Here is a 24519-nt window from a genome sequence, read left to right as displayed (position 1 = left end):
GCGGCTAGAGCGCAGTCACGCCGTCGAGGCGTTCGCGCAGGATGTCGGCGTGTCCGGCATGGCGAGCCGTCTCCTCGATCAGGTGGGTGACGATGACACGCAGTGGTACGCGCACCTGCTCTCCCGGGTTGGCCCGCGCCGCGAGCACGCCGAGATCGGATGCGGCGCGCACGATGTCGTCGCTGCGCGCGCACGCCTTCCGGTAGGCGGCCACGATCTCGTCGCGTGACTGTCCGGCGGGCACGACCATCGAGTCGGTCGTGCCCGGCTCCTCACCGAGGAACACGCGCTGGAACCAGTGCTGCTCCACCCAGGTCAGATGGCGGACGAGTCCCAGCAGGTTGGTGCCGGACTCCACGCCCGGCTCACGCTGACGTTCCTCGGACAGTCCCTCGGACACCCGCACCACCGCGTCGCGCATGGCGTTCAGGTAGTGCAGCGACACCTCGCGTTCCGAGGCCATCCAGGCGAAGCGCGCGTCGGACATGTGCGCACGCTAGTGCCGCGATCCGGTGGAGACAAGCGCTTTTCGCCGCCTCATGCTCGTCCGGGGTGATGGAATCGTGCCCGACTTCGGGACTGTGCGAGTTCTCAGCGGTCGACGGCCATCTCACCGAGTTCGGCCCAACCGTCCTGGTCAACGGTGGTGCTCACGATGCGCGGAGTCTCGACGAGGTACTGCGGCAGCTTCCGCTGGGCGGCCTTGAAGTGGTCAGACTGGACGTGGGCCGCGCCCGCTTCGCCGTCGCGGAACGCCTCCACCAGCACGTACTCGTTCTCGTCGTCGAGGCTGCGCGACCAGTCGAACCACAGGCAGCCCGGCTCCGCTCGCGTGGCCTCGGTGAACTCACGCGAGATCTCCGGCCACGCTTCGGCGTGTTCGGGAAGGACGCGGAACTTGGCGGTAATGAAGATCATGACACTCCTATGTTCGTGGGAAGCACTCATCCGCGATGGTAGGAGCTCCCTCGGCGACGACGTCGGCTCAGGTGAGCTCCCACTCCAGCGGAGTCGTCAGCATCATGTCGCGCCACCGTTACGCACGCGGGCTGCGGGCTCGGGCACCCGATCTGCCGTCACTCGTGCAGGAACTGCCAACACTCGTGCAGGAAGTGCGGACACTCGTGCAGGAAGTGCGGACACGCGTAGAGGAAGTGCGGACACGGCGAGGGTCAGCCGAGGTCGCACGTCGTCAACAGGTCGTCGGGGGTGGCGTCGGTCGGGCGCGGGATCGTGGCCGACACCGGGGGCGGCGTGCCGTCGGCCAGGAACGCCTCCAGCGCCTCGAAAGCCGTGCGGTGACACGGCGTCAGAGCACGCAGCCTGCCGGGATACGAGTCAACCAGCGAGTCGGTGTGGGTTCCGTCGGCTATGCGGTAGTAACGGTGCAGGTGTCCTCGTCCCTGTTCCCGCACCATTTCGGCGTAGACGTCGGAGCTCTCGCTGATCGGCAGCAGCACGTCCAGCGTGCCGTGCAGGGTCAGCAGCGGCTTGCCGATCCGTCCGGTCAGCCCGATGCGTTCGACGGCCTCGTGCACCTCGGCAGGACGCTCGCGGTAGTCGTAGTCCGCGTCGCACGCGGGTGTTCCCGGTTCGCAGAACGGGATTCCCGCCACGACGTCACCGTCGAACTCGGGGTCGATCTCCTCGCGATAGATCCGCTGGGTCAGATCCCAGTAGATCTCGTAGTGGTACGGCCACAGGAACTCCGAGCCCTCACCGAATCCGGCGGCCACCAGCTCGGCGTGTGCCGCGTCGGCGTCTGCTCCGCCGTCGGCGTAGCGAGGGTAGGCCGACAGTGCCTTCGGAAGGTACTCCACCAGGTTCGGCCCCTCCTCCGACCACAGCGTTCCCTCCCAATCGACACCGCCGTCGTAGAGTTCGGGGTGGTTCTCCAGTTGCCAGCGCACGAGGTAGCCGCCGTTGGACAGTCCTGTTGCGACGGTGCGGGACGGGGGACGGCGATAGTGCTGGGCGACCGTGGCCTTCGCCGCCCTGGCCAACTGGGTCACCCGGTGGTTCCACTCGGCGACCGCGTCGCCAGGACGCCTGCCGTCGGTGTGGAAGCCCAGCCCGGTGTTGCCCTTGTCCGTGGCGGCGAAGGCATAGCCCTTCGACAACACCCAGTCGGAGATGACCCTGTCGTTGGCGTACTGCTCGCGGTTCCCCGGCGTCCCGGACACGACGAGACCACCGTTCCAGTCCCGAGGAAGGCGGATCACGAACTGCGAGTCGTGATTCCACCCGTGATTGGTGTTGGTGGTGGAGGTGTCGGGGAAGTACCCGTCGATCTGAATTCCGGGCACCGGTCCCGGCACCGGCAACGCGCTCTGCGTCAGCCCTGCCCAGTCGGCGGGGTCCGTGTGTCCTGTTCGCACCGTTCCCGTGGTGGTGAGGTCGTCGAGACACGCCACCTGCTGGTGACGCGCTCCCGGCACTCGAAGGTGCCGTTGAGCGCACTGACCGTCCGAGCCGGGCTGGACCTCCGCCAGCGCTGCCGGGGAGGCAAGGGATGCGCCGACGAGCAACGACGACAGCAGTGCGGTGGCGATGGTGCGCTTACTCATCTCGGGACCTCCGGCTCCTTGCGGCACCCGGCCACCGTAGGAGGAGCGCCGACGACGCGGAATGTGCTCACGCCCCACAGCAGGCAGCGGTGTTGTGGCCTCGGCAGACATGGCCGCCGAATCGACACACCCCTACCGTGTCGTGGATCACAACGACGTGAGGAGGCCCGTAATGGCATCCGTCCGCAGGCGACGTCTCCGCCGCATCCGCATCCTGCTGCCCCTGCTGGCCGCCGTATTCCTGGCCGCTTCGACCACCGCAGGGGCCACCACGACATCGGCGGCCGTGGTGGAAGTTCCCTACTTCGGGACCAACCCCGGCAACCTTCGCATGTTCCAGTACGTACCCGACGGGCTCGCCGAGGGGAGGCCGGTGGTCGTCGCCCTCCACGGGTGCACGCAGAACGCCACGGGTTACGGCAGCGCCGCGGGCTGGATCGAGCTGGCCGACATGTGGCGCTTCAGCGTCGTCCTGCCGGAACAACGTTCCACGAACAACGCCAACAACTGCTTCAACTGGTTCGCCTCGTCCGACACGACCAGGGGCAAGGGCGAGGTGGTTTCCGTGATCAGCATGCTGGACCACACGCTCGCCGCCACCCGTGGTGATGCCTCACGGGTGTACGTCACGGGACTGTCGGCAGGCGGTGGGATGACCTCGGCGTTGCTCGCCACCTACCCAGATCGCTTCGTCGGTGGCGGCGTCGTCGCCGGGCTCCCCTACCGGTGCGCGAGCGCTCTCTACGAGGCGTACACCTGTATGTACGTGGGCAAGAATCTCAGCCCCTCGGCGTGGGGTGATCTCGTTCGCGCGGCGAGTTCCCACGAAGGGCCGTGGCCGACCGTGAGTATCTGGCACGGTACCGCCGACAGCACGGTGTCCGTCGCCAACCAGCGCGAACTCGTCGAGCAGTGGACGAACGTGCACGGCACGGATGCCACCGCCGACCACACCGACACCGTGGGAGGACATCCGCGCGCTGTGTACGAGGACACCGAGGGCAGGCCGGTGGTCCAGACCGTGACGCTCACCGGCATGGGACACGGTCAGCCGGTCGATCCCGGAACCGGTGAGGGACAGTGCGGGCGCGCGGCCCCGTACCTGCTGGACGTCGATGTCTGCGCCGCCTGGCACCTCGGCCGGTGGTGGGGTCTCGACTGAGCCGTGTTGATCCCCGCAGGCGTCGCGCGAGGCCGGGCGCGGCGGGAGCCGGTGTCGCGATCGCCGTCCACAATCGACGAACACCCGCCCCCGGTCAGCGCCCAGCCCACGGAGAAGGGCCAGCCCTACTGCCCTCCGACCCCGGGAACGCCGCTGATCACGACATCGACCACGACCGGGAGGTGGTCGGAGGCGTCGGTGTCGATCACCCGTGCCGAGTCCGCCCGCACCTCGTCGCTGGCCAGCACGTAGTCGATGCGCGCGTGCGGCGTTGCCACGTCGTAGGTGTAGCCGTCACCCTCACCGGCCACCGGCCACGTGTCGTACAGGTTGGTGGTCATCCGCTCGATCTCGGGCGTCGTGGGCACGGCGTTGAGGTCGCCGACGAGCACGACGGGCCGCTCGACGTCGTCGAGCACGTCGTTGACGGCTTCGGCCTGCGCCAGGCGTTCCACCTGCGAGTTGTGCTGGAAGTGCGTCGAGTAGAAATTCATCGGAACACCGCGTACCAGCAGTACGGCCTCGAGCAGGCCGCGTTGCTCACCACCCTGCGGGCGAGGAAGGTGGATGTTGCGACTCTCCATGATCGGATGACGCGACAGGATCGCCGTGCCGTACTGCCTACGGGGTTGCTCTGCTCGCAGCGGGTCCCTGTCGAGATTCGCACCGAACACGACGTGCATGTCCAGCCGCTCGGCCAGCCAGCGCGCCTGGTCGGCGAAATCACTGCGCTCGCCCCAGTGGCGATCCACTTCCTGCAACCCGACGACATCCATGCCGTTGTCGGCGATCACGTCGGCGACGTGCGCGAGGTCGAGCTCGTCGTCGGGACCCGCACCGTGATGGATGTTGAACGTCGCGACGGTCAGGTGCCGTTCCTGCACCTGGCCCTCCGCGTTGGCGGGTGTCGTCGCCACGAGGGCTCCGACCAATGCCACCACCGGCAACAGTTTTCGTCCGGCACGTCTCACGACAGTTCCTCCACGGGTAGGCGATGTCCGTTCGTTCATCGTGTTCCTACCCGCGCCAGGTCACGTGCCGCCGACCTCGCGGTGAACATCGCAGCTCCGGCTCAGGTCCAGTCCAGCATGGGCACCTGAACCAGCGCCTCTGGCACCGCGAACGCGTCCACGAGTGTTCGCGCGTGCGGGCGCAGCTCACCGCAGAGCCGGTTCACCCCCGCCACCACCGCCTTCGCCCTTCCGCTGGTGAGCCTGCCGTGTTCGAGGAACCAACCGCGGTCGGCCTCGATGGTGGACAGCACGTGCAGATCGCACACCTTGTTCAGCAGTGCGCGTGCCTCGTCGTCGTCACAGCGCTCGACGGCCGCGACGAAGGAGTCGAGCACCAGCCGATCGACGTGGACTCGGGCAGCCCTCAGCACGTGGTCGCCTGCTGCATTGAACACCTCGAAGGCGTTGTCCCTGCCCGCTGCGCGCAACCGCCGCGCGAGCCCGTCGAGGACGTGCGACTCGCGGTCGGTGAACAGCTTGCACTGCCACGCGCGATCGAACACCGCGTCATCGTCGTCCCTCACGGGTGAGGCGTCCACGATCCGCTCCACGACCTTCCTCGCCGCCGTTCGCTCGATCACGGCGCCGACGAACTGCTCGGCGACGAACCGGGCTGTCGCAAGTGGACTGAGGTCCTGGAACTGGAGCCGGTAATTGGTGAGCAGCCCCTTCGCGACCAGTTGCAGCAACACCGTGTTGTCACCCTCGAACGTGGTGAACACGTCGGTGTCGGCCTTCAACGACGGCAGCACGTTCTCCGCCATGTACCCGGCTCCACCGCAGGCCTCGCGGGCGGCCTGGATCGTGTGCGTCGCGTGCCAGGTGGCCACGGCCTTGAGCCCCGCCGCACGGGACTCCAGCTCACGCTGCCGGATTTCGTCGGCGTTCGCGACGTCCTCAGGGGTTCCGCCCTGGAGATCGTGCAGCTCCGCGACGAGGTCCTCCTGCGCGAAGTGCAGCGCGTACGTCGTCGCCAGCGCGGGCAGCAGGCGCCGCTGGTGGGTGAGGTAGTCGAGGACGGTGATCTCGTCGCCGTCCGGGCCCTCGAACTGCTTTCGCCGGTCTGCGTAGTTGACGGCGATGGCCAGCGCGCGTTTCGTGGCGCTGCCCGCGCTGCCCGCGACGCTGATCCGGCCGCGCACCAGCGTGCCGAGCATGGTGAAGAAGCGCTTGTTGTCGCTGTCGATCGGGCTGGTGTAGGTGCCGTCCTCTGTCACGTCGCCGTAGCGGTTGAGCAGCGCGGCGCGGGGCACGCGCACCTGGTCGAACGTCAGTCGCCCGTTATCGACCCCGTTGAGCCCGGCCTTCACCCCGGAGTCCTCGACGGTGACGCCGGGCAGCACCGTGCCGTTCTCGTCGCGGATCGGTACCAGCAGTGCGTGCACGCCACGGCTCCGTCCGCCGGTCACGAGCTGGGCGAATACCACGGCGAGACGACCGTCACGCGCCGCGTTGCCGATGTAGGTCTTCGCCGCCGCGCTGTCGGGTGTGTGCACGACGAACTCGGCCGTGCGCGGATCGTAGGTCGCCGTGGTGCGAAGGCGCTGCACGTCCGACCCGTGCCCGACCTCCGTCATCGCGAAGCAACCGGGCAGCGCGCCCGACATGATGTCCGGAAGGTACTGCTCGTGGTGGCGCCGCGTGCCCAGCAGGTGGATACCGCCTCCGAACAGTCCCCACTGGACGCCTGCCTTGACCATGAGGGAGAGGTCGCCGAAGCCGAGCATCTCGAACGACACCACGGCGGCGCCGATGTCACCCCCACCGCCGTACTCCGTGGGGAAGCCGAGCCGGGGGCCGCCCGTCTCGGCGAGGGCCTCGATCTGCCGGGCGATTCGCTCCCGATGCGCGGCGACGTCAAGTCGCGCCGTGTCGAGAGCACCGTGCGCCGCTTGTGCGGCCAGATGTTCCCGGACGTCGCGGCGCACCGCCGCCCATCGCCCGTCCAGCAGTCGAGTCAGTGCTGCGCTCGAAACGGTCAACGACTCCATGCCTCCAGCCTGCCCGAACGGTCGGCTCCCCGCAGTCTTCGAAGATCGTGTCCGCAGCCTGTGCACGGGTGTTTGCAGGTTATGCACAGGTGGTTGCAGTTCCCGCACACGAGCCGAACGGGAAGTGCGGACACGGGTGCAGGAAGTGCGGACACGGTGCGCCAGGTGCAAACACCCGTGCAGGAAGTGAGGACACGGTGTGTGAGGTCAGGGGTGTCAGAGCAGCCTGGCTAGGGATTCGGTGTCGGTCACCGGGCGGTCGCAGACATAGCCGTGACAGACGTACGCCGCGGCCGCGCCGTCCACGAGGGAACGGTCGGCCAGCAACGGAACACCGTCGGCCTCGGGGCTCCCGCCCAGCACCACGCCCCCGCCGTGCACGTTCCTCGCGGCCTCGGTGAGCAGGTCGGCGCGCTCCTGCGCGTCAGAGCCCACGACGGCCACCTGCACGGGGCCGGACAACATCGCCTCGGCCACCGACAGCCAGTGCCCCGCGAACCGCGGTGCCTGCGCCACCAGCGCGCCTGCCCTGCGGAGTGCCTCCTCGCACGCCGCCCGATACGCTCCCGCGCGATCCGGGCCTGCCAGCGCGGACGCCGTGAGCAGCGCGCCAGCCAGCGCGGATGCCCCTGACGGGCTCGCGTTGTCGGTGGGATCGCTCGGCCGGTGCACGAGCGTCTCCGCATCCTCCGCCGTGTCGTGGAAGGCTCCCGGCGCGCCCTCGACGCCGAACCTCCGCAGCGCCGTGTCGATCAGCGAGGTCGCCTCGACCAGCCACCCGGATTCGCCGGTCGCCTGGTGCAGGGCGAGCAGGCCGTCGGCGAGACACCCGTAGTCTTCGAGGACACCGGCGGCCGCACCTGCCACGCCGTCGCGCGAGCTGCGCAGCAGTCCGTCGCCGGAGGCGTGGACGTCGAGCACGAACGCTCCGGCCGCCACGGCCGCCTCCACCCACTCCGGTCGCCGCAGGGCGAGACCCGCCTCGGCGAGTGCCGTGATGGCGAGGCCGTTCCACGCGGCGATCACCTTGTCGTCGCGAGCGGGCTGCGGGCGGGCGTTCCGCGCCTCCACCAGCGCGGACGTGACCCGCATCCAACGGGCGGGATCGTCCGGGTCACGCCGCAACTGGAGTGTGGACGCTCCCCGCTCGAAGGTGCCCTCCCTTGTGACACCGAACGTCTCCGCCGCCCACACGCCGTCGTCGCGGCCGAGCACGTCAACGAGTTGTTGCGGCGTCCAGACGTAGGTCAGTCCCTCGACGCCGTCGGTGTCCGCGTCGAGGGACGAGGCGAACCCGCCCTCCGGGGTGCGGAGGTCGCGCAGCAGGAACTCCGCCGTCTCACCGGCGACGCGATGAGCCAGCGCGGAACCGGTGCGCCGGGCGAGGTGCGCGTAGAACCGCAGCAGCAGTGCGTTGTCATACAGCATTTTCTCGAAGTGCGGTACGACCCACCCCGCGTCAACTGAGTAGCGGGCGAACCCGCCTGCGAGCTGGTCGTAGATGCCGCCACGGGCCATTCCCTCGGCAGTGAGGTCCACAATAGACAGAGCTTGCGCCGAGCCGGTTCGTTCGTAATGGCGCAGCAGGAACTCCAGCACCATCGACGGCGGGAACTTCGGCGCGCCACCGAATCCACCGTGGCCCGGGTCGGTCTCTGTGCGCAACGTGGCGACGGCCGACGTCACGGTGTCCTCGTCAACGGGGTGAGTGCTCAGGGGCGTCGTCCGCTCGGCGATGTGCTCGACGATGCGGCCCGCGCCCTCCACCAGCTCGGCGCGACGCTCCCGCCACGCCTGATCGACAGCCTCCAGCACCTGCCGGAACGACGGCATACCGTGGGCAGGGACGGGCGGGTAGTACGTGCCGCAGTGGAACGGCTTCCCTTCAGGGGTGAGGAAGCACGTCATGGGCCACCCGCCCTGCCCGGTCATGGCTTGGGTGGCGGCCATGTACACGGCGTCGATGTCGGGCCGCTCCTCCCTGTCCACCTTGATGTTGACGAAGTGCTCGTTCATGAACGCCGCGACGTCGTCGTCGGAGAAGGACTCGTGTGCCATGACGTGACACCAGTGGCATGCGGCGTACCCGATCGACAGCAGGATCGGCACGTCCCTACGCCGTGCCTCGCCAAGCGCTTCCGGTCCCCACGGCCACCAGTCCACGGGGTTGTCGGCGTGCTGGAGCAGGTACGGCGACGTGGCGTCGGCGAGGCGATTCATGAGCTTCAGCGTGTCACACGCGACGGCTGCTCACAGCGGAACCGCAGGTGCGGTGGGTGCGTCGCCGCAGGCATGCTGGAACGCGAGCTGGTCAGCCCTCGCCGCGGCGCGCAGCCCTATCGACGAGCACGGCAATGCCGTCGAGCAGGACTTCGAGACCGAACTCGAACGCCAGCTCGGGGGCGTTGGGTCCGTAGTACTCCTCGCCGACGGCGTTCCCGACCTCGCCTGCCATCGGAAACCGCTCCGCGTCCAGCACCTTCGCGAGCAGCGGTTCGTACTCGGTCCACCACTCCGGATTGTCCTTGCCCGTATCCTGCCCGACCCTGCGGACCTCGACGGCGGCACGGGCGGCGCTGTGGATGTAGTTGGCCAGGAGGGTGACCACCTGGTCCATTTCGACGGGCGTCAGCTTGAGGTTCGAGACGGCGCGGAGGTCGGTGTCGTACTTGGCGATGACGTTCGGGCCGAGCAGAGGCCGCGCCATGGAGACCTGGAGCAGCCACGGGTGCCGAAGGTGCAGCTCCCACGCCTGGCGGGCCAGCGCCTCCACTTCGGCCCGCCACCCCGGGCCGGACGGCTCGGGCGGGCCCAGTTCGGCATGAACCCTGTCCACCATGAGATCAACGAGTTCCGACTTGCCCGGCACATAGCCGTAGAGCGACATGGCCGTCAGACCGAGAGCCGACGCGACTCCGCGCATGGTGACCGCTTCGATGCCGTCGGCGTCCGCCAGCTCGATGGCCTTGGCGACGATGTCCTCGACACTGAATCTCGGCTTCGGCCCTCGCCTCGGCTTTTCCGTCACCCCCCACAGCAGTTCCATGCTGCGCTTCGGGTCACCGCCGCCCACGTACACGCTGCTCACCTCCCACACGTTACCCCGGCTTGCAATCTCCATACAGTGTAGAGTAATCTAACTTCTCCATACAACGTAGAGTGTTCGGAGGGCGAATGAACCCCGCTCCGGCCGTGGAGGCCGCAGGACTACGCAAGCGTTACGACACCACCAACGCCCTCGACGGATTGGATCTCCTCGTTCCTTCCGGAACCGTGCACGGGATCCTCGGCCCCAACGGCGCGGGGAAGACCACCACGGTGAGGGTGCTGAGCACACTGGCCCGCGCCGATTCCGGCACCGCGCGGGTCGCGGGCTTCGATGTGCGCGCCCAGGCGCCGCAGGTCCGGCGCAGCATTGGCCTCGTCGGCCAGCACGCCGCCGTGGACGAGATCCTCACGGGGCGGCAGAACCTCGTGATGTTCGGACGGCTCTACCACCTGAGTCCATCCGACGCGGCGCGAAGGGCCGACGAACTGCTGACCGCGTTCAGGCTCAGCGAGGCGGCAGGCAAGCCGGTGAAGGGGTACTCCGGCGGGATGCGCCGCAGGCTCGACCTCGCCGCGGGTCTGCTCACCGCACCACCCGTGCTGTTCCTCGACGAGCCGACGACGGGGCTCGATCCCCGCGCCCGCACGGAGATGTGGGACGCGGTGCGCGAACTGGCCGCCATGAAGACGACGGTGATCCTCACGACGCAGTACCTGGAGGAGGCCGACCAGCTCGCCGACGCGATCTCGGTTGTGGACGGCGGCAAGGTCGTCGCGCAGGGATCGCCGGAGGAGTTGAAGGCACGCATCGGCGGCGACCACCTCGACGTCACCGTTCACCGCGCCGACGAGCTCCCCGCCGCCGCAGGGCTGCTCAGCCGGGTCTGCGGCACCGACGTCCACACCGACGCCGACCGCAACCGCCTCAGTGCGCCCGTCTCCGACCGCGTCGGCGCGCTCGGGGCGTTCCTCCGCGCTGTTGACGAGGCCGGGCTCACCGTCGAGGACGTCAGCATCCGCCGCCCCACGCTTGACGACGTGTTCCTGCGGATCACCGGTACCGACCGACCCATGAAGGAGACGGTGGCATGACTGGCATGACTGGCATGACTGGCATGACTGGCACAACCGACATGACTGGCACGACCTCACTCGCCTTCTCCTCGGCTCCCAGCCCTGCCGAGTTGCCGACGACAGCGGCGTCACGGCTGCGCTGGGCATTGGCCGACGCGTGGACGGTGACGCGCCGCGACCTCGCTCACTGGGCCAACCAGCCGGGGATGCTGGTGGCCAACCTGCTGTTCTCGGTGATGGTGCTGCTGATGTTCGGCTTCCTCTTCGGAGGAGCGATGGCGGTACCCGGCGACTACTGGGAGTTCCTCGTCCCGGGTGTGTTCGCGCTGACCATGGTGTTCGGCGTCGAATCGACGTTCACGGCCATCAGCACCGACCTCGCGCGCGGTGTCACCGACCGGTTCCGTTCGCTGCCGATGGCGGCCTCGGCGGTCGTGGTCGGCCGCGCCACCGCCGACCTGCTGAGCAGCGCCGTCACCCTTGCCGTTCTGGTGGCCGCGGGGCTCGCCGCCGGCTGGCAACCTCATGGCACACTCGGCACCACCCTCGCCGCGTTCGGCCTGTTGTTGCTGCTGCGCCTCGCGATGCTGTGGCTCGGTATCTATCTCGGCCTCGTCGCGCGAGGGCCCGAGTCGGTGATGGCGCTGCAGATTCTCGTGTGGCCGGTGGGATTCCTCTCCAACGCCTTCGTGTCTCCGGCCACGATGCCCGGCTGGCTCGGCGCGATCGCCGAGTGGAACCCGCTTTCGGCAACGGTCGCCGCCGTCCGCGATCTCTTCGGCAACCCCGGCTGGACAAGCGATTCCTGGGTCGCCACACACCCGATGCTGCCTGCCGTGGTGTGGCCGGTGCTGCTGATCGCCGTCTTCTTCCCCCTGTCCGTCCGCCACTTCCGGCGATTGAGCCGCTAGGCCGTGCTTCATGCCGCCCCGCGCAGCCAGCTGCGCGGGGCGGCACCGAGAAACCGAGGAGATCCCGAGTGGACAACACTCACATCGTCATCACCGGCGCGCGCGAGAACAATCTCGCCGACATCACCGTCGCCGTGCCGAAACACCGGATCACCGCCTTCACCGGGGTGTCCGGTTCCGGTAAGTCGTCGCTGGTGTTCGACACGATCGCGGCGGAGTCCGGAAGGCAGTTGAACGAGACGTTCTCCGCCTTCGCCCGCACCTTCCTGCCGAGCTACTCGCGGCCCGACGTTGACAGCATCGAGAATCTGCCTGCCTCGATCATCGTGGACCAGAAGCGGCTCGGCGGGAACGCCCGGTCCACCGTCGGAACCGTCACCGACATCGCGCCGTTGCTGCGCCTGGTGTTCTCCCGTGCAGGCACGCCGCATGTCGGTTCGTCGAACCTCTTCTCGTTCAACGATCCCGCTGGGATGTGCCAGGACTGCCAGGGGCTCGGCACCATCACGAAACCCAACCTCGACGCCTTGCTGGACCGGTCGAAATCACTCGCGGACGGCGCGATCCTGCACCCGCAGTTCAAGGTCGGGAACTGGATGTGGAAGCTGTACGCACACTCCGGACTGCTGGACGCGGACAAGCCGCTCGCAGACTACGACGCCGACGAGTGGCAACTCTTCCTGCACGGCCCCGAGGCGGAGACCAAGGTCGCGCTCGACTGGAACGGCAGCACCGTGAAGTCGGTGTTCGAAGGGTTCGCAGGCAAGATCACCCGCCTTTTCATCAACAAGGACGACGGCGAGGGCGAGGCCGCCGCGCGCAAGAAGGAAGTGCTGCGGCAGTTCACCACCACCGTGGTGTGCCCCGCGTGCGACGGCGCCCGGCTGTGTCCCGAGGTGCTCGCGTGCCGGGTGAACGGTCACTCCATCGCCGAGTTGTCCGCGATGCAGGTCTCCACGCTCGAAGGCGTCGTCGCGGGCATCACCGAGCCGACGGTAGCGCCGGTCGTGGCGAACCTGCTCGAACGCCTCCGCAACCTGGTGGACATCGGCCTCGGCTACCTCAGCCTCGACCGCCGCACCGGCACCCTGTCCGGCGGGGAATCACAGCGGCTCAAGACGGTCAAGCACCTGAGCAGCGCGCTGATCGACATGCTCTACGTCTTCGACGAGCCGAGCGTCGGCCTGCACCCGCGCGACGTGCACAGGCTCACCGAACTGCTGGTGCGGCTGCGCGACCGGGGCAACACGGTCCTGGTCGTCGAGCACGATCCTGACGTGGTCGCCGTCGCCGACCACGTGATCGACATGGGCCCTGACGCCGGAACGGGCGGAGGGCACGTCGTCTACAGCGGCGACGTCGCGGGCCTCGCGCGAGCCGACACGCTCACCGGCAGGTACTTCTCGCGCGGGACCCGGTTGAAGGACACGGTCCGCACCGCCACCGGAGTCCTGCCGATCGTCGATGCGAAGGCACACAACCTCACCGGGATCACCGTGGACGTGCCGAAGGGGGTGCTCACGGTCGTCACCGGGGTCGCGGGGTCGGGCAAGAGCACACTCGTCCACGAGGGCTTCCTCTCCCAGCACCCCGAGGCCGTGGTCATCGACCAGTCGGCGCCGAGCACGTCGAGGCGGTCCAATCTCGCCACCTACACCGGTCTGCTCGACGTCGTCCGTAACCTTTTCGCCCGCGAGTGCGGTGTGAAGCCGTCGCTGTTCAGTTTCAACTCCGAGGGCGCCTGCAAGGACTGCCAGGGTGCCGGGGTGATCTACACCGACCTCGCGTTCCTCGAGGGGCTGAAGTCGGTGTGCGAGACGTGCGAGGGGCGGCGCTTCTCCGACGAGGTGCTGACCCACCGGCTGCGGGACCGCTCCATCAGCGACGTGCTGGCCATGACGGCCACCGAGGCCGGGGAGTTCTTCATCGAGCGCAAACCCAAGGCGATCCTGTCGTCGGTGCTCGACGTCGGCCTCGGCTACCTGACGCTGGGACAACCGCTTGGCACCTTGAGCGGCGGTGAATGCCAGCGAGTCAAGCTCGCCACGGAACTGAACAAGCAGGGCGCGATCTACGTTCTGGACGAGCCGACCACCGGTCTTCACCCCCGCGACGTCGAGGTGGTGCTCTCGGTTCTCGACCGGCTGGTGGACGGCGGCAACACGGTGCTCGTGGTCGAACACAACCTCGACGTCATCGCGGGCGCCGACTGGGTGATCGACCTCGGCCCCGAGGGCGGCCACGAAGGCGGCAGGGTGATGTTCGAGGGCACGCCACGCGAGCTTCTCGACGCACCCGGTTCATACACGGCGCAGTACCTCGGCAAGGCGGTGCGGTCAACCGTGCCGACGGCGTAGCCGCTCGCTACTCGCCGCCGCCCCCTCCGCCGCCGGAGTCACCACCACCGCCCGAGTCACCACCGCTGGAGCCGACATCAGCACCGACGTCGTCCGTGCTCCCACGGCCGCCGGCTCCGCCGACGTCCCCGCCGGGCGCCGACCCGCCGTCGAAGCTCGCGGGGATTCGCTTGAGATGCTTGGTCATCGAGCGGACGAGAAACGCCACCGCGACGAAGAAGACCAGCAACAGCAGCAGGCCGACGGGCGAGGACTTGCCGAAGTCCTCGCCCTGACCGCCGCCGTCGCCGTTCTCGCCTCCGGGGGGTTGCTGCGCGACCCAGACCCCGGCGTTCATGGCGGGTACGGCCGCGAAGGCCGGCAATGTCATGTCGTCACCCTCTCTCGGACTCCCGCGAACAGATCGTCCTCGGGAAGGGTCGTATCGACGAGCGAGCGCACCAGCTCGTACTCCTCGGTTGGCCACACCTCGCGCTGCAGGTCGAGCGGCACGGCGAACCACCGGCTGTTGGGGTCGATCTGCGTGGCGTGTGCGCGCAGCGCGTCGTCGCGGACCTCGAAGTAGTCGCCGCACGGTACCTGCGTCGTGACCCGCTCCATGACGTCAGGGCGGTCGGAATCCCAGTTCTTCAGCCACTCGTCGTAGGGCGACTCCAGCCCGCGAGAGGTGAGCGCCTCATGGAACGCCTCGAACTTCGCTCTGGAGAAGCCATGGCTGTAGTAGAGCTTCAGCGGCTGCCACGGTTCGCCCTCGTCCGGATACCGCTCGGCGTCGGCGACGGCGTCGTACGCGGCCATCGACACCTCGTGGCAGCGGATGTGGTCGGGGTGCGGGTAACCGCCGTTCTCGTCGTAGGTGATGACGACGTGCGGGCGGAACTCACGCATGACCTGCACGAGCCTGCGAACCGGTTCCTCGATCGGAATGTTCGCGAAGCAGTCCTCCGGAAGCGGCGGCGGCGGGTCGCCCTCGGGAAGCCCCGAGTCGATGAAGCCGAGCCAGCGATGCTGAACGCCGAGGATCTTGGCCGCCCTCGCCATCTCCTCCCTGCGCAGCATCGTCATGTTCTCGTGAACCTCGGGCCGGTCCATCGCGGGATTGAGAACACTGCCCGCCTCGCCCCCGGTGCAGGTCACCACCATCACGTCGTGGCCCTCGGCGACGTAGCGGGCCATCGTGGCCGCACCCTTGCTCGACTCGTCGTCCGGATGGGCGTGCACCGCCATCAGCCGCAACCCCGCGTCCACCCTGTCAGCCCTCTCTCCGTCGGTTCGCGCCATGTCGGCTCGGTTCCTTTCCCGATCGCACGTCGTGTGCGGGCCCCCCGGCCCATGTCCGTTCCGCTCTCACGGATACTCAACACGCGAGGTGGGTGATTTCATTCTCCTCGTCCCAACGACAAGACCGTTCGGGAGGCCCTCCGTTGAGCAGTTCCGAGCCCGGCCAGGCGTCGGCGCGCGCTCTGGGGGACCGCTACGGCTCCACTCGCACCCGCCGCCCTCACCGGGGATCGCGTGGCAGACGAGCCTGGGCGGCGGGCCTCGCCGCGGTCGTGGCGCTCGGCATCGGCAGCTACCTCGTGTACTCGCAGTGGTTCGCGACTCCCATCGACGCCCAGCGCGTCGCGTTCGAGGAACGACCTGGCGACGCCATGTCGATCACCGTGGACGTGAACCGGAACGACCCTTCGCGACCCGCCGTGTGCATCGTCAGGGTCCGGGCCATCGACGGAGCCGAGACGGGCAGGAAGGAGATCTACGTCCCACCGGGCGTGCAACGCCTCGAAACCGTTGTGCGGAGCATCCGGCAGCCTGTCACTGCGGATGTGTACGGCTGCTCCTATGATGTTCCCGAATACTTGTCAACCCCCCAGCGGCCAACGGAGTGAAATAAGCGCCGGACGCCCGGCGTTGTCAACAATATGGCGGCCCTCGGGGGTGGTTCCATGCTATCCTCGTATCGTCGGCACGGCCCGAGACGGGCCGTGTCTTTCCTTTATCTACCAGCCACGACGGCGTGGCGGCCGGCTTGTATACCCAGGTTCGGCAGGCCCTAGGAGGAGATGGTGACCGTGAGCGACAGCAAGGTGACCTGGCTGACCCAGGATGCCTACGACAGGCTCAAGAGCGAGCTCGACGAGCTGATCGAGAATCGTCCGGTCATCGCCGCGAAGATCAACGCCAGCCGGGAAGAGGGCGACCTCAAGGAGAACGGCGGCTACCACGCCGCTCGCGAGGAGCAGGGACAGCAGGAGGCCCGCATCCGGCATCTGCAGGAGCTGCTGCGCGCCGCCAAGGTCGGCGAGGCGCCGAAGGACGACGGCATCGCCGAGCCGGGCATGGTGCTGACCGTGCGCTACGACGGCGATGACGACGAGGAGACCTTCCTGCTCGCGACGCGTGAGGAAGGCGGCAACGGGCCGATCGAGGTCTACTCGCCCGACTCCCCGCTCGGCAAGGCCTTGCTCGGGGCGAGGGAGGGCGAGTCGCGGGAGTACCTGCTGCCCAACGGCAAGAACCAGAAGGTCACGCTCGTGAAGGCTGTTCCCTACAGCTCATGAGCAGATAGGGCGGCGAACCCCGGACACACGTGCACGGCCGGTGCGGTCATCGATGAGGTGGCGCACCGGCCGTTCGTTTTGGCCCGCGGCGTCTTCGCTCCGGGGCTCTGTACAGGAGCTCTCAGCGCGGTGCCCTTGCGGCAACGATTCCCGGTCATATCGGCCAGGTGCCGATCATCCTGTAAGGCCGATCAGCCCTTCCGGTCGGCGATGCGCTCCAACAGCGGCCGCACCCTCGGCGGGACCGGCGTGGAGAGTGCGATCGACGTCGCCGTCCTCCGCACTCCCGGCACCCCGACGACCTTGTCGATGACGCGTTGCAGGTCGTCGTTGGAGCGGGCGACCACCCGCACGAACAGATCACCCTGCCCTGTCGTGGCATGGACCTCGCACACCTCGTCGATGGCCGCCAACGCCGTCGCCACCTCGGCACGGCGGCCCTGCGCGATCTCCAGTACGGCGAACGCCGTGAGGCCGTAGCCCATCTCGGCGAGATCGAGGTCCGGCGGGAAGCCCTTGAGCACACCGGAGGCCGCGAGCCGGTCGAGCCGGGCCTGCACGGTGCCCCTCGCCACGCCGAGCCTGCGGGCACACTCCAGCACCCCGAGGCGCGGCGCGTCGGCCAGCAACAGCAGCAACCGTGCGTCCAGCGCGTCCAACGTCATGCCGCTCTCCTGCGCAATCCGGCCGATCTGATCACTCGGATGCCAGTATGACTGAGCATATTGCCCAGTGTTTCACCCGACTGTTGCCCAGTCTGTGCGCCAGGGCGCATTCTTCGTCCCATGGCGAACCCAGCACTCGATGACATCGACTACAACCAGCTCCGTCAGCTCGTCGGCCTCGTCGATCACGACCTGGCCAGCGATCCGTTCCCCGTCAAGGCGATGGACGCCGTCGTCTTCGTGGTGGGCAACGCCACGCAGGCCGCGCACTTCTACCAGTCGGCTTTCGGGATGGACCTCGTCGCGTACTCCGGTCCGGAGACGGGCAACGTCGAGTACAAGTCGTTCGTCCTGAAGTCCGGCTCCGCGCGCTTCGTGATCAACGGCGGTGTCAAGCCCACCTCCTCCCTCCTCGACCATCACCGCAAGCACGGTGACGGCGTTACAGACCTCGCCCTCGAGGTCGCCGACGTGGACAAGTGTGTCGAGCACGCCCGCGCCAACGGCGCGACCGTGATCGAGGAACCGCACGACGTGTCGGACGAGCACGGCACCGTCCGCATGGCCGCCATCGCCGCCTACGGCGACACGCGGCACAGCCTCATCGACCGCTCCCGTTACTCGGGTCCGTACCTGCCCGGTTACGAGGCACGCGAGCGGTCGTTCCCGAAGCCGGAGGGCGCGCCGAAGCGGCTGTTCCAGGCTGTCGATCACTGCGTCGGCAACGTGGAACTCGGCAAGATGGACGAGTGGGTGGCCTTCTACCACCGCGTCATGGGCTTCGTGAACATGGCCGAGTTCGTCGGCGACGACATCGCCACCGAGTACTCCGCGCTGATGAGCAAGGTGGTCGCCAACGGCAACCACCGCGTCAAGTTCCCGCTCAACGAACCGGCGATCGCCAAGAAGAAGTCGCAGATCGACGAGTACCTCGAGTTCTACGACGGCCCCGGCTGCCAGCACATCGCGCTGGCCACCAACGACATCGTCAGCACGGTCACGGCGATGCGGGCCGCGGGCGTTGAGTTCCTCGACACGCCGGACTCCTATTACGACGACCCCGAGCTGCGGGCTCGTATCGGTGAGGTCAGGGTGCCGATCGAGACGCTGAAGGAACACCGCATCCTCGTCGATCGGGACGAGGACGGCTACCTGCTCCAGATCTTCACCAAGCCGGTCGGCGACCGTCCGACCGTGTTCTACGAGCTGATCGAGCGGCACGGTTCGCTCGGCTTCGGCAAGGGCAACTTCAAGGCGCTGTTCGAGGCCATCGAGCGCGAGCAGGCCCGGCGCGGCAACCTGTGACACCGTCCGTGGGGCCGCTCGCGACCGGGCGGCCCCACGGACAGTGCCGCCGTCACACCAGCACGCGATAACCGGCCCTCTGGAGCTGTGCCGCCACGTCGGCGCAGTGCTCGGGGCCTCGCGTCTCCAGCTTCAGCGCGATCTCCACCTCGCCCATCGCCAGCCTGCCCGAGATGCGCGAATGCTCGACGTCCATCACGTTCGCTCCGAGTTCGCCGACCAGGGACAGCAGACCGGCCAGCGACCCCGGCCGGTCGGGCACCCGCAGCCGCAGGCTCAGGTAACGGCCTGCGGCCGTCATGCCGTGCTGGATGATCTGCAACAGCAGCAGCGGGTCCACGTTGCCACCAGACAACACCGCGACCACGGGGGGTTCGAAGACGCCGGGGTGTTCGAGCAGCGCGGCGACCGCGGCAGCGCCGGCGGGTTCGACGACGAGCTTGCGTCGTTCGAGACACAGCAGCACCGCACGCGACAGCGACTCCTCGCTCACCGTCACCACATCGTCAACGAGGGCGCGGACGTGTTCGAACGTGATCGGGCCGGGACCGCCGACCGCGATGCCGTCGGCCATGGTCTGCGTGCGTTCGAGCCGCATCGGGTTGCCTGCGGACAGCGAGAGAGGGAAGGCGGCGGCTCCCTCCGCCTGCACACCCACGACGCGCACGCCGGGCTTCACCGCCTTCACGGCGCTGGCCACGCCTCCCACCAGTCCCCCGCCGCCCGTGGCGACGAGGACCGTGGCGACGTCGGGAACCTGTTCGAGGATCTCAAGGCCGACGGTGCCCTGGCCCGCGATGATGTCGGGGTGGTCGAAGGGGTGGATGAACACAGCCCCGGTGCGTTCGGCGAAGGCGGTCGCCTCCGCGAGCGCCTCCTCCAGCGACTCGCCGTGCAGGTGGACGTCGGCGCCGTACCCACGGGTGGCGGCCAGCTTCGGCAGCGGAGCCCGCTGCGGCATGAAGACGGTGGCCTTCGCGCCGAGCAATGCGGCGGCAAGAGCCACACCCTGGGCGTGGTTGCCCGCACTCGCGGCCACCACGCCCCTCGCGCGCTCCTCCTCGCTCAACCCGTGAATCCGGGTGTAGGCGCCTCTGATCTTGAACGACCCCGTGCGTTGCAGGTTCTCGCACTTGAGATACACGGGCCCGCCCTGAGGCCGTTCGAGGTCACGCGCATGCTCCATCGGCGTCATCCGCACGATGGTCTCCAGCAGACGCCTCGCCTCGCGGATTGTGTCCACGCTGACAAGTCCCATGAACGGAGATGATGTCACTGCACGAAGCGTCACGACGAGGCTACCTGCTTGAACAGATCACGATTGGGTAAGCTTGTCGCGCACGCAGTCGTCGCCGGATCAGCAGGGTGGGGAGAGCCGGATATGAGGGCACGCACGTCGGACGGGTCGCGTTCCGCGGGTGTCGTGCCCCTTCTCGCCGGCGTGGTTTCCGCCATCGCCCTCACCGGAGCCGCCGTCTACACCGTCACCGAAGCCAGGTGCGAACCCGGCCACTACGTCACGGACGGCAGGCAGGTCACGCTCATCGGAAGTTGCGTTTCGGGTGCGGAGCTGAGGGAGGCAGGCCATGAGCGGCCGGGCCCCGAGGACGCCTCCCCCAGCAACTTCCGTCCCTGACGCGTCAGGAAGCGTCGAGCGCGTACCTGAGGTCGGCCAGCAGGTCGTGCGCGTCCTCGATGCCCACCGAGAGCCTCACCAGTTCGGGGGGAACCGACAGCAGCGACCCCGCGACGCTCGCGTGCGTCATGCGGCCGGGATGTTCGATCAGTGACTCCACGCCGCCGAGCGACTCGGCGAGTACGAACAGCTTCGTCCTCGCGACCATGTCGAGTGCCGCGCGTTCACCATCGACGTGAGTGAAGGACACCATCCCGCCGAAGCGGCGCATCTGCTTGGCCGCGAGGGAGTGACCGGGGTGTTCCGCGAGACCCGGGTAGTACACCCGCTCCACCTTGGGGTGCACCGCCAGCGCCTCGGCGATCAGCTCGGCGTTCCCGCAGTGCCGCTCCATGCGAACGGCCAGCGTCTTGAGACCGCGCAGAGTCAGCCACGCGTCGAAGGCACCGGGCACGGCACCGGCGGAGTTGCGCAGGAAGAACAGCCGCTCCCGGACCTCGTCGGAGTCGGTGATCACGGCGCCGCCGACGACATCGGAGTGGCCGCCGAGGTACTTCGTCGTGGAGTGCACGACCACGTCGGCGCCGAGTTCGAGCGGAGTCTGGAGGTACGGCGTGGCGAACGTGTTGTCCACGACGAGCTTGGCTCCACCGACATGGGCCAGCTCCGCGAGCGCCGCGATGTCGGCGATGCCGAGCAGCGGGTTGGTCGGCGACTCACACCAGACGAGTTTCGTCTCGGGCCGCATGGCCGTCCTGACCTCGTCGAGGTCGGACAGGGACGCGACGCTGTAGTTCACGCCCCACTCGGTGAGGACCTTGTCGATCAGCCGGAACGTGCCGCCGTAGACGTCGTTGCCCAGCACCAAGTGATCGCCCGGCCTGAGCATGGTCCGCAGCACCGCGTCGCTGGCGGCCATGCCGGACGCGAACGCGAGGGCGTGCCTGCCGTTCTCCAGCGCTGCGAGTGCCTCCTCCAGCGCTGTGCGGGTGGGGTTGGCAGTCCTGGAGTACTCGTAGTCCCCTTCGCGGGTGCCGCCGACACCGTCCTGCGCGTAGGTGGAGGTCTGGTAGATCGGCACGATCACCGCACCCGTGCGAGGGTCGGGTTCCTGCCCTGCGTGGATGGCGCGTGTCTCGAATCCGTAGCGCGGGTCTGCAACCATGCCCACAGCCTACGGGCGCCTCGGGCGAGAAGCCTCCGAGACCCGAAGGGGGCCGCAGGCTGCTCGCCCACGGCCCCCTCGCGCTCTGGATCAGTGGTTCACCACTGCTGCGGCGGCTGTCCTGGCTGGCCCTGCTGGCCGAACTGGCCAGGCTGGTCGAAACCGCCGGGCTGGCCGAAGCCACCTGGCTGGCCGAACCCGCCGGGCTGACCGAAGCCGCCGGGCTGACCCGGCTGACCGAAGCCGCCGGGCTGGCCGGGCTGACCCGGCTGACCCGGCTGACTCGGCTGACCGAAGCCTCCGCTAGGCGGGAACTGGCCTCCCGGCTGGCCGAAACCACCCGGCTGCCCCGGCTGGCCGAACTGGCCGGGCTGGCCGAACCCGCCAGGCTGCCCCGGCTGACCGAAACCACCCGGACCACCAGGGCCACCACCGGTTCCCAGCATCTTGGCCGTGGCAGGAATGACCGCCAGCACGCCGCCGATGACCACGAGGATGCCGAGGATCAGGTAGAGCACGGATGTGCCCAGCACGCCCGCCTGACCGTACTGGTCGGCGAACTCCTTCTTGACGGACGTCCCGATCAGCAACAAGACGCCGGAAAGCAAGAGCAGGACCCCACCGCCCAACACCACGAACGGTCCCAACTTCTGCAACGCGCCCTTGAGCTTGGCGCGCAGCGCCAGCAGGACACCACCCGCGATCGTCGCGACGGAGCCGACCATGGTGAGAATCGAGTAGAAGGTCAGCGTCCCTGGAGAAGCGATACCGGCCTGTTCCAGGGCCTCCGCGATTGCAGGCGTGTTCTCGGCGAGGTCACCGAGTTCGCTGATGTCGCCGAGATCGCCGAACGAGAAGATCAGTGAGACCAGGCCGATCACCGCGAGCACGCCACCGACGATCATGCCGACGGGGCTCATCCCGACCGAACCGCCGGGCATCCCCGGCCCGCCCGGACCGAACGCGGGCGGCGGCGGGCCGCCGAAGCCGCCACCAGGCGGTGCGCCGAAACCGCCCTGCGGCGGCTGGCCGAACGGGCCCGGCTGGCCGCCGAAGCTCGGCTGAGGTCCGGACTGGGGGCCAGGCTGCCCCAGCGCGCCGAAGCCACCGGACTGCGGCTGCTGCCCGAAGCCGCCCTGCGGGTTCACGGCGGCGGGGTTGTCCGCGGCGCTCGGCGGCGGCGCGTACGGGATCGCGGGCTGCGGCTGCGATCCGGGCGACACGAGCTGGGTGGACTCGGCGTTGTCGCCCTGTTGGCCTGCCGAAGGGTTCGGGGGCTGGACGACCTGAGTGGGTTCGGGGCTGTCCCCGAACGGCTGCTGCTCACCCTGCGACTGCTGGGGCTGCTGCGGCTGCACCACCTGGGTGGGTTCGGATGTGCCGAACGGGCTGTTCTGCTGTGGTTGAGGGCCGCTGGACGGCCCCTGGGGTTGTTGCTCGCCACCCCAGGGCTGATTCGGTGGCTGAGGAGCACTCATTGGGTCGTGAACCCCCTTGACGAGGACCTTAGTGATTTCGCTCGCGCACACGCTATCGGATCGTGACCCGCGCGGCGTGTAACGCCCCTGGCAGTTCCGTCGATGATCTTGATTTCGGTCAGGCGTGACCCGAGAGGAACGCGAGCAGATCGTGCCTGGTCACGACGCCTGCCGGCTTGCCGTCCACGAGGACCAGCGCGCCACTCGCGGCGCCGAGTGCCTTCATCGCGGCGCCGATCTGCTCGCCGGCTCCGATAGTGGGCAGCGGGGGCGACATGTGCTGGTCGAGCCGATCGGCGAGGGCGGCCTTGCCGGTGAAGAGCGCCTCCAGCAGGTCACGTTCGTTGACGGCGCCCACCACCTCGGCCGCCATCACGGGAGGCTCAGCGCTGACGACCGGCATCTGGCTGACGCCGAACTCCCGCAGGATCGCGACGGCCTCCGCCACGGTCTCGGTCGGGTGCGTGTGCACGAGGTCGGGCAGCCTGCCGTCCTTACGGCGCAGAACGTCGCCGACCGTCGCGTCCTTCGACTCGGGCGAGAGGAACCCGTACGACGACATCCAGCTGTCGTTGAAGACCTTGCCGAGGTAGCCGCGACCGCTGTCGGGAAGCAGCACCACGATGACGTCGTCCGGCCCGCACCGCTTCGCGAGTTCGAGCGCCGCGGCGACGGCCATACCGCACGAACCTCCGACGAGCAGGCCTTCCTCCTGCGCGAGCCTGCGCGTGATCGTGAAGGAGTCCGCGTCGGAAACGGCGATGATCTCGTCGGCGATGTCGGTGTCGTAGGTGCCGGGCCAGAAGTCCTCACCGACGCCCTCGACGAGGTAGGGCCTTCCGGTGCCGCCGGAGTACACGGACCCCTCCGGGTCGGCTCCGATCACCTTGACGCGACCTTCGGAGACGTCCTTGAGGTACCGGCCGGTGCCCGAGATGGTGCCGCCGGTGCCGACGCCTGCCACGAAGTGCGTCACCTTGCCCTCGGTCTGCTTCCAGATCTCGGGGCCCGTGGAGTGGTAGTGGCTCTCGGGGTTGTGCGGGTTGGCGTACTGGTTGGGCTTCCACGCCCCTTCGATCTCCCTGGCCAGCCGATCGGAGACGTTGTAATAGGACTCAGGGTGCTCCGGCGGCACGGCCGTCGGGCACACCACCACCTCGGCGCCGTACGCCTTGAGCACGTTGCGCTTGTCCTCGCTGACCTTGTCGGGGCACACGAACACGCACCGGTAGCCCTTGCGCTGCGCGACCATGGCCAGCCCGACGCCGGTGTTGCCCGAGGTCGGCTCCACGATCGTGCCGCCTGGCCTCAGCTCGCCCGACTCCTCGGCGGCCTCGATCATCCGCTGGGCGATCCTGTCCTTCACACTGCCGCCGGGGTTCAGGTACTCGACCTTGGCGAGCACGAGCGGTTCCACACCCTTGGTGAGAGCGTTCAGCTTGACCAGCGGCGTGTTGCCGACGAGGTCGGTGACGTGTTCGGCGTAATCCATGTGACCAGGGTAGGCGGCTGCCGGACGCTGCGGCCGCGAGAGGAGACGTTCGTCGGGTTTCCCTCACCAGCATTGTCCGAAAAGGACTGGTGTG

Annotated in this window: 22 protein-coding genes; 8 read left to right on the top strand and 14 right to left on the bottom strand. The window is 68.4% G+C overall.

Annotation, left to right across the window (positions count from 1 at the left end):
* Positions 1–4: 4 nt before the first annotated feature.
* From SACXIDRAFT_RS14565 to SACXIDRAFT_RS14555, 3 genes are all read right to left on the bottom strand, one after another.
* The gene (locus tag SACXIDRAFT_RS14565) at positions 5–487 is read right to left on the bottom strand and encodes a DinB family protein (protein ID WP_006239335.1); all 483 of its coding nucleotides are present in this window, start codon (positions 485–487) and stop codon (positions 5–7) included.
* 104 nt (positions 488–591) lie between these two features.
* Positions 592–918 carry a putative quinol monooxygenase gene (locus SACXIDRAFT_RS14560; protein ID WP_006239334.1) on the bottom strand — a complete coding sequence of 109 codons (327 nt, stop codon included), beginning with the start codon at positions 916–918 and terminating at the stop codon, positions 592–594.
* Between the two features lie 254 nt (positions 919–1172).
* Positions 1173–2567, bottom strand: coding sequence for a 3-hydroxybutyrate oligomer hydrolase family protein (locus tag SACXIDRAFT_RS14555; protein WP_006239333.1), 1395 nt, complete (start codon positions 2565–2567; stop codon positions 1173–1175).
* 172 nt (positions 2568–2739) lie between these two features.
* Here SACXIDRAFT_RS14555 and SACXIDRAFT_RS14550 point away from each other — a divergent pair, with 172 nt between their 5' ends.
* Positions 2740–3729, top strand: a complete 990-nt coding sequence (locus SACXIDRAFT_RS14550) for an extracellular catalytic domain type 1 short-chain-length polyhydroxyalkanoate depolymerase (RefSeq protein ID WP_006239332.1) — start codon at positions 2740–2742, stop codon at positions 3727–3729.
* A gap of 125 nt (positions 3730–3854) precedes the next feature.
* Here SACXIDRAFT_RS14550 and SACXIDRAFT_RS14545 read toward each other — a convergent pair whose 3' ends face one another.
* The 4 genes from SACXIDRAFT_RS14545 to SACXIDRAFT_RS14530 all read right to left on the bottom strand — a co-directional run bounded on the left by SACXIDRAFT_RS14545 (position 3855) and on the right by SACXIDRAFT_RS14530 (position 9854).
* Entirely contained in the window at positions 3855–4667 is an 813-nt protein-coding gene (locus tag SACXIDRAFT_RS14545) for an endonuclease/exonuclease/phosphatase family protein (protein ID WP_232285308.1), read from the bottom strand.
* 134 nt (positions 4668–4801) lie between these two features.
* Positions 4802–6733, bottom strand: a complete 1932-nt coding sequence (locus SACXIDRAFT_RS14540) for an acyl-CoA dehydrogenase family protein (protein WP_006239330.1) — start codon at positions 6731–6733, stop codon at positions 4802–4804.
* 216 nt (positions 6734–6949) lie between these two features.
* Complete coding sequence (locus SACXIDRAFT_RS14535) at positions 6950–8953, bottom strand: thioredoxin domain-containing protein (protein ID WP_006239329.1); 2004 nt, start codon at positions 8951–8953, stop codon at positions 6950–6952.
* A 91-nt stretch (positions 8954–9044) separates the two neighbouring features.
* The gene (locus tag SACXIDRAFT_RS14530; protein ID WP_050986940.1) at positions 9045–9854 is read right to left on the bottom strand and encodes a TetR/AcrR family transcriptional regulator; all 810 of its coding nucleotides are present in this window, start codon (positions 9852–9854) and stop codon (positions 9045–9047) included.
* A gap of 53 nt (positions 9855–9907) precedes the next feature.
* Here SACXIDRAFT_RS14530 and SACXIDRAFT_RS14525 point away from each other — a divergent pair, with 53 nt between their 5' ends.
* The 3 genes from SACXIDRAFT_RS14525 to SACXIDRAFT_RS14515 all read left to right on the top strand — a co-directional run bounded on the left by SACXIDRAFT_RS14525 (position 9908) and on the right by SACXIDRAFT_RS14515 (position 14123).
* The gene (locus SACXIDRAFT_RS14525; RefSeq protein WP_006239327.1) at positions 9908–10873 is read left to right on the top strand and encodes a daunorubicin resistance protein DrrA family ABC transporter ATP-binding protein; all 966 of its coding nucleotides are present in this window, start codon (positions 9908–9910) and stop codon (positions 10871–10873) included.
* 23 nt (positions 10874–10896) lie between these two features.
* The gene (locus SACXIDRAFT_RS14520) at positions 10897–11766 is read left to right on the top strand and encodes an ABC transporter permease (protein ID WP_232285307.1); all 870 of its coding nucleotides are present in this window, start codon (positions 10897–10899) and stop codon (positions 11764–11766) included.
* Between the two features lie 68 nt (positions 11767–11834).
* Positions 11835–14123: an ATP-binding cassette domain-containing protein gene (locus SACXIDRAFT_RS14515; RefSeq protein WP_006239325.1), complete on the top strand. Its 2289-nt coding sequence runs from the start codon at positions 11835–11837 to the stop codon at positions 14121–14123.
* Between the two features lie 7 nt (positions 14124–14130).
* On the opposite strand, the gene SACXIDRAFT_RS14510 is transcribed toward SACXIDRAFT_RS14515, so the two are convergent.
* Together SACXIDRAFT_RS14510 and mca are read right to left on the bottom strand one after the other, a co-directional pair.
* Positions 14131–14493 carry a hypothetical protein gene (locus SACXIDRAFT_RS14510; RefSeq protein ID WP_006239324.1) on the bottom strand — a complete coding sequence of 121 codons (363 nt, stop codon included), beginning with the start codon at positions 14491–14493 and terminating at the stop codon, positions 14131–14133.
* The gene (gene mca / locus SACXIDRAFT_RS14505; protein ID WP_006239323.1) at positions 14490–15404 is read right to left on the bottom strand and encodes a mycothiol conjugate amidase Mca; all 915 of its coding nucleotides are present in this window, start codon (positions 15402–15404) and stop codon (positions 14490–14492) included. The genes SACXIDRAFT_RS14510 and mca overlap by 4 nt, the downstream gene beginning before the upstream one ends.
* Before the next feature lie 143 nt (positions 15405–15547).
* On the opposite strand from mca, the gene SACXIDRAFT_RS14500 reads away from it, so the two are divergent.
* Complete coding sequence (locus SACXIDRAFT_RS14500) at positions 15548–16012, top strand: DUF4307 domain-containing protein (protein ID WP_006239322.1); 465 nt, start codon at positions 15548–15550, stop codon at positions 16010–16012.
* 177 nt (positions 16013–16189) lie between these two features.
* On the top strand, positions 16190–16684 hold the full coding sequence (greA, locus tag SACXIDRAFT_RS14495) for a transcription elongation factor GreA (protein WP_006239321.1): 495 nt from the start codon (positions 16190–16192) through the stop codon (positions 16682–16684).
* A 191-nt stretch (positions 16685–16875) separates the two neighbouring features.
* On the opposite strand, the gene SACXIDRAFT_RS14490 is transcribed toward greA, so the two are convergent.
* A complete protein-coding gene (locus SACXIDRAFT_RS14490) occupies positions 16876–17349 on the bottom strand; it encodes an Lrp/AsnC family transcriptional regulator (RefSeq protein ID WP_006239320.1) in 474 nt (157 codons plus the stop codon).
* A 120-nt stretch (positions 17350–17469) separates the two neighbouring features.
* On the opposite strand from SACXIDRAFT_RS14490, the gene hppD reads away from it, so the two are divergent.
* Entirely contained in the window at positions 17470–18654 is a 1185-nt protein-coding gene (hppD, locus tag SACXIDRAFT_RS14485; protein WP_006239319.1) for a 4-hydroxyphenylpyruvate dioxygenase, read from the top strand.
* A 52-nt stretch (positions 18655–18706) separates the two neighbouring features.
* Here the strand turns inward: hppD and ilvA are convergent, their stop codons facing one another.
* Positions 18707–19912: a threonine ammonia-lyase gene (ilvA, locus tag SACXIDRAFT_RS14480; RefSeq protein ID WP_040922191.1), complete on the bottom strand. Its 1206-nt coding sequence runs from the start codon at positions 19910–19912 to the stop codon at positions 18707–18709.
* Between the two features lie 123 nt (positions 19913–20035).
* Between ilvA and SACXIDRAFT_RS14475 the strand changes: the two genes are divergently transcribed.
* Entirely contained in the window at positions 20036–20290 is a 255-nt protein-coding gene (locus SACXIDRAFT_RS14475) for a hypothetical protein (protein WP_006239317.1), read from the top strand.
* Between the two features lie 4 nt (positions 20291–20294).
* Here SACXIDRAFT_RS14475 and SACXIDRAFT_RS14470 read toward each other — a convergent pair whose 3' ends face one another.
* The 3 genes from SACXIDRAFT_RS14470 to SACXIDRAFT_RS14460 form a co-directional block, all read right to left on the bottom strand.
* Positions 20295–21455 carry a cystathionine gamma-synthase gene (locus SACXIDRAFT_RS14470; protein ID WP_006239316.1) on the bottom strand — a complete coding sequence of 387 codons (1161 nt, stop codon included), beginning with the start codon at positions 21453–21455 and terminating at the stop codon, positions 20295–20297.
* Between the two features lie 98 nt (positions 21456–21553).
* Positions 21554–22933 (bottom strand): hypothetical protein, encoded by a 1380-nt coding sequence (locus SACXIDRAFT_RS14465; protein WP_006239315.1) that lies wholly within the window; start codon positions 22931–22933, stop codon positions 21554–21556.
* A gap of 118 nt (positions 22934–23051) precedes the next feature.
* Positions 23052–24425 carry a cystathionine beta-synthase gene (locus tag SACXIDRAFT_RS14460; RefSeq protein ID WP_006239314.1) on the bottom strand — a complete coding sequence of 458 codons (1374 nt, stop codon included), beginning with the start codon at positions 24423–24425 and terminating at the stop codon, positions 23052–23054.
* Positions 24426–24519 lie beyond the last annotated feature (94 nt).

The sequence above is a fragment of the Saccharomonospora xinjiangensis XJ-54 genome, from assembly GCF_000258175.1.
Classification (GTDB): domain Bacteria; phylum Actinomycetota; class Actinomycetes; order Mycobacteriales; family Pseudonocardiaceae; genus Saccharomonospora; species Saccharomonospora xinjiangensis.
The sequence above is the reverse complement of the archived record's forward strand: the minus strand, read 5'-3'. Positions and strand labels throughout refer to the sequence as shown.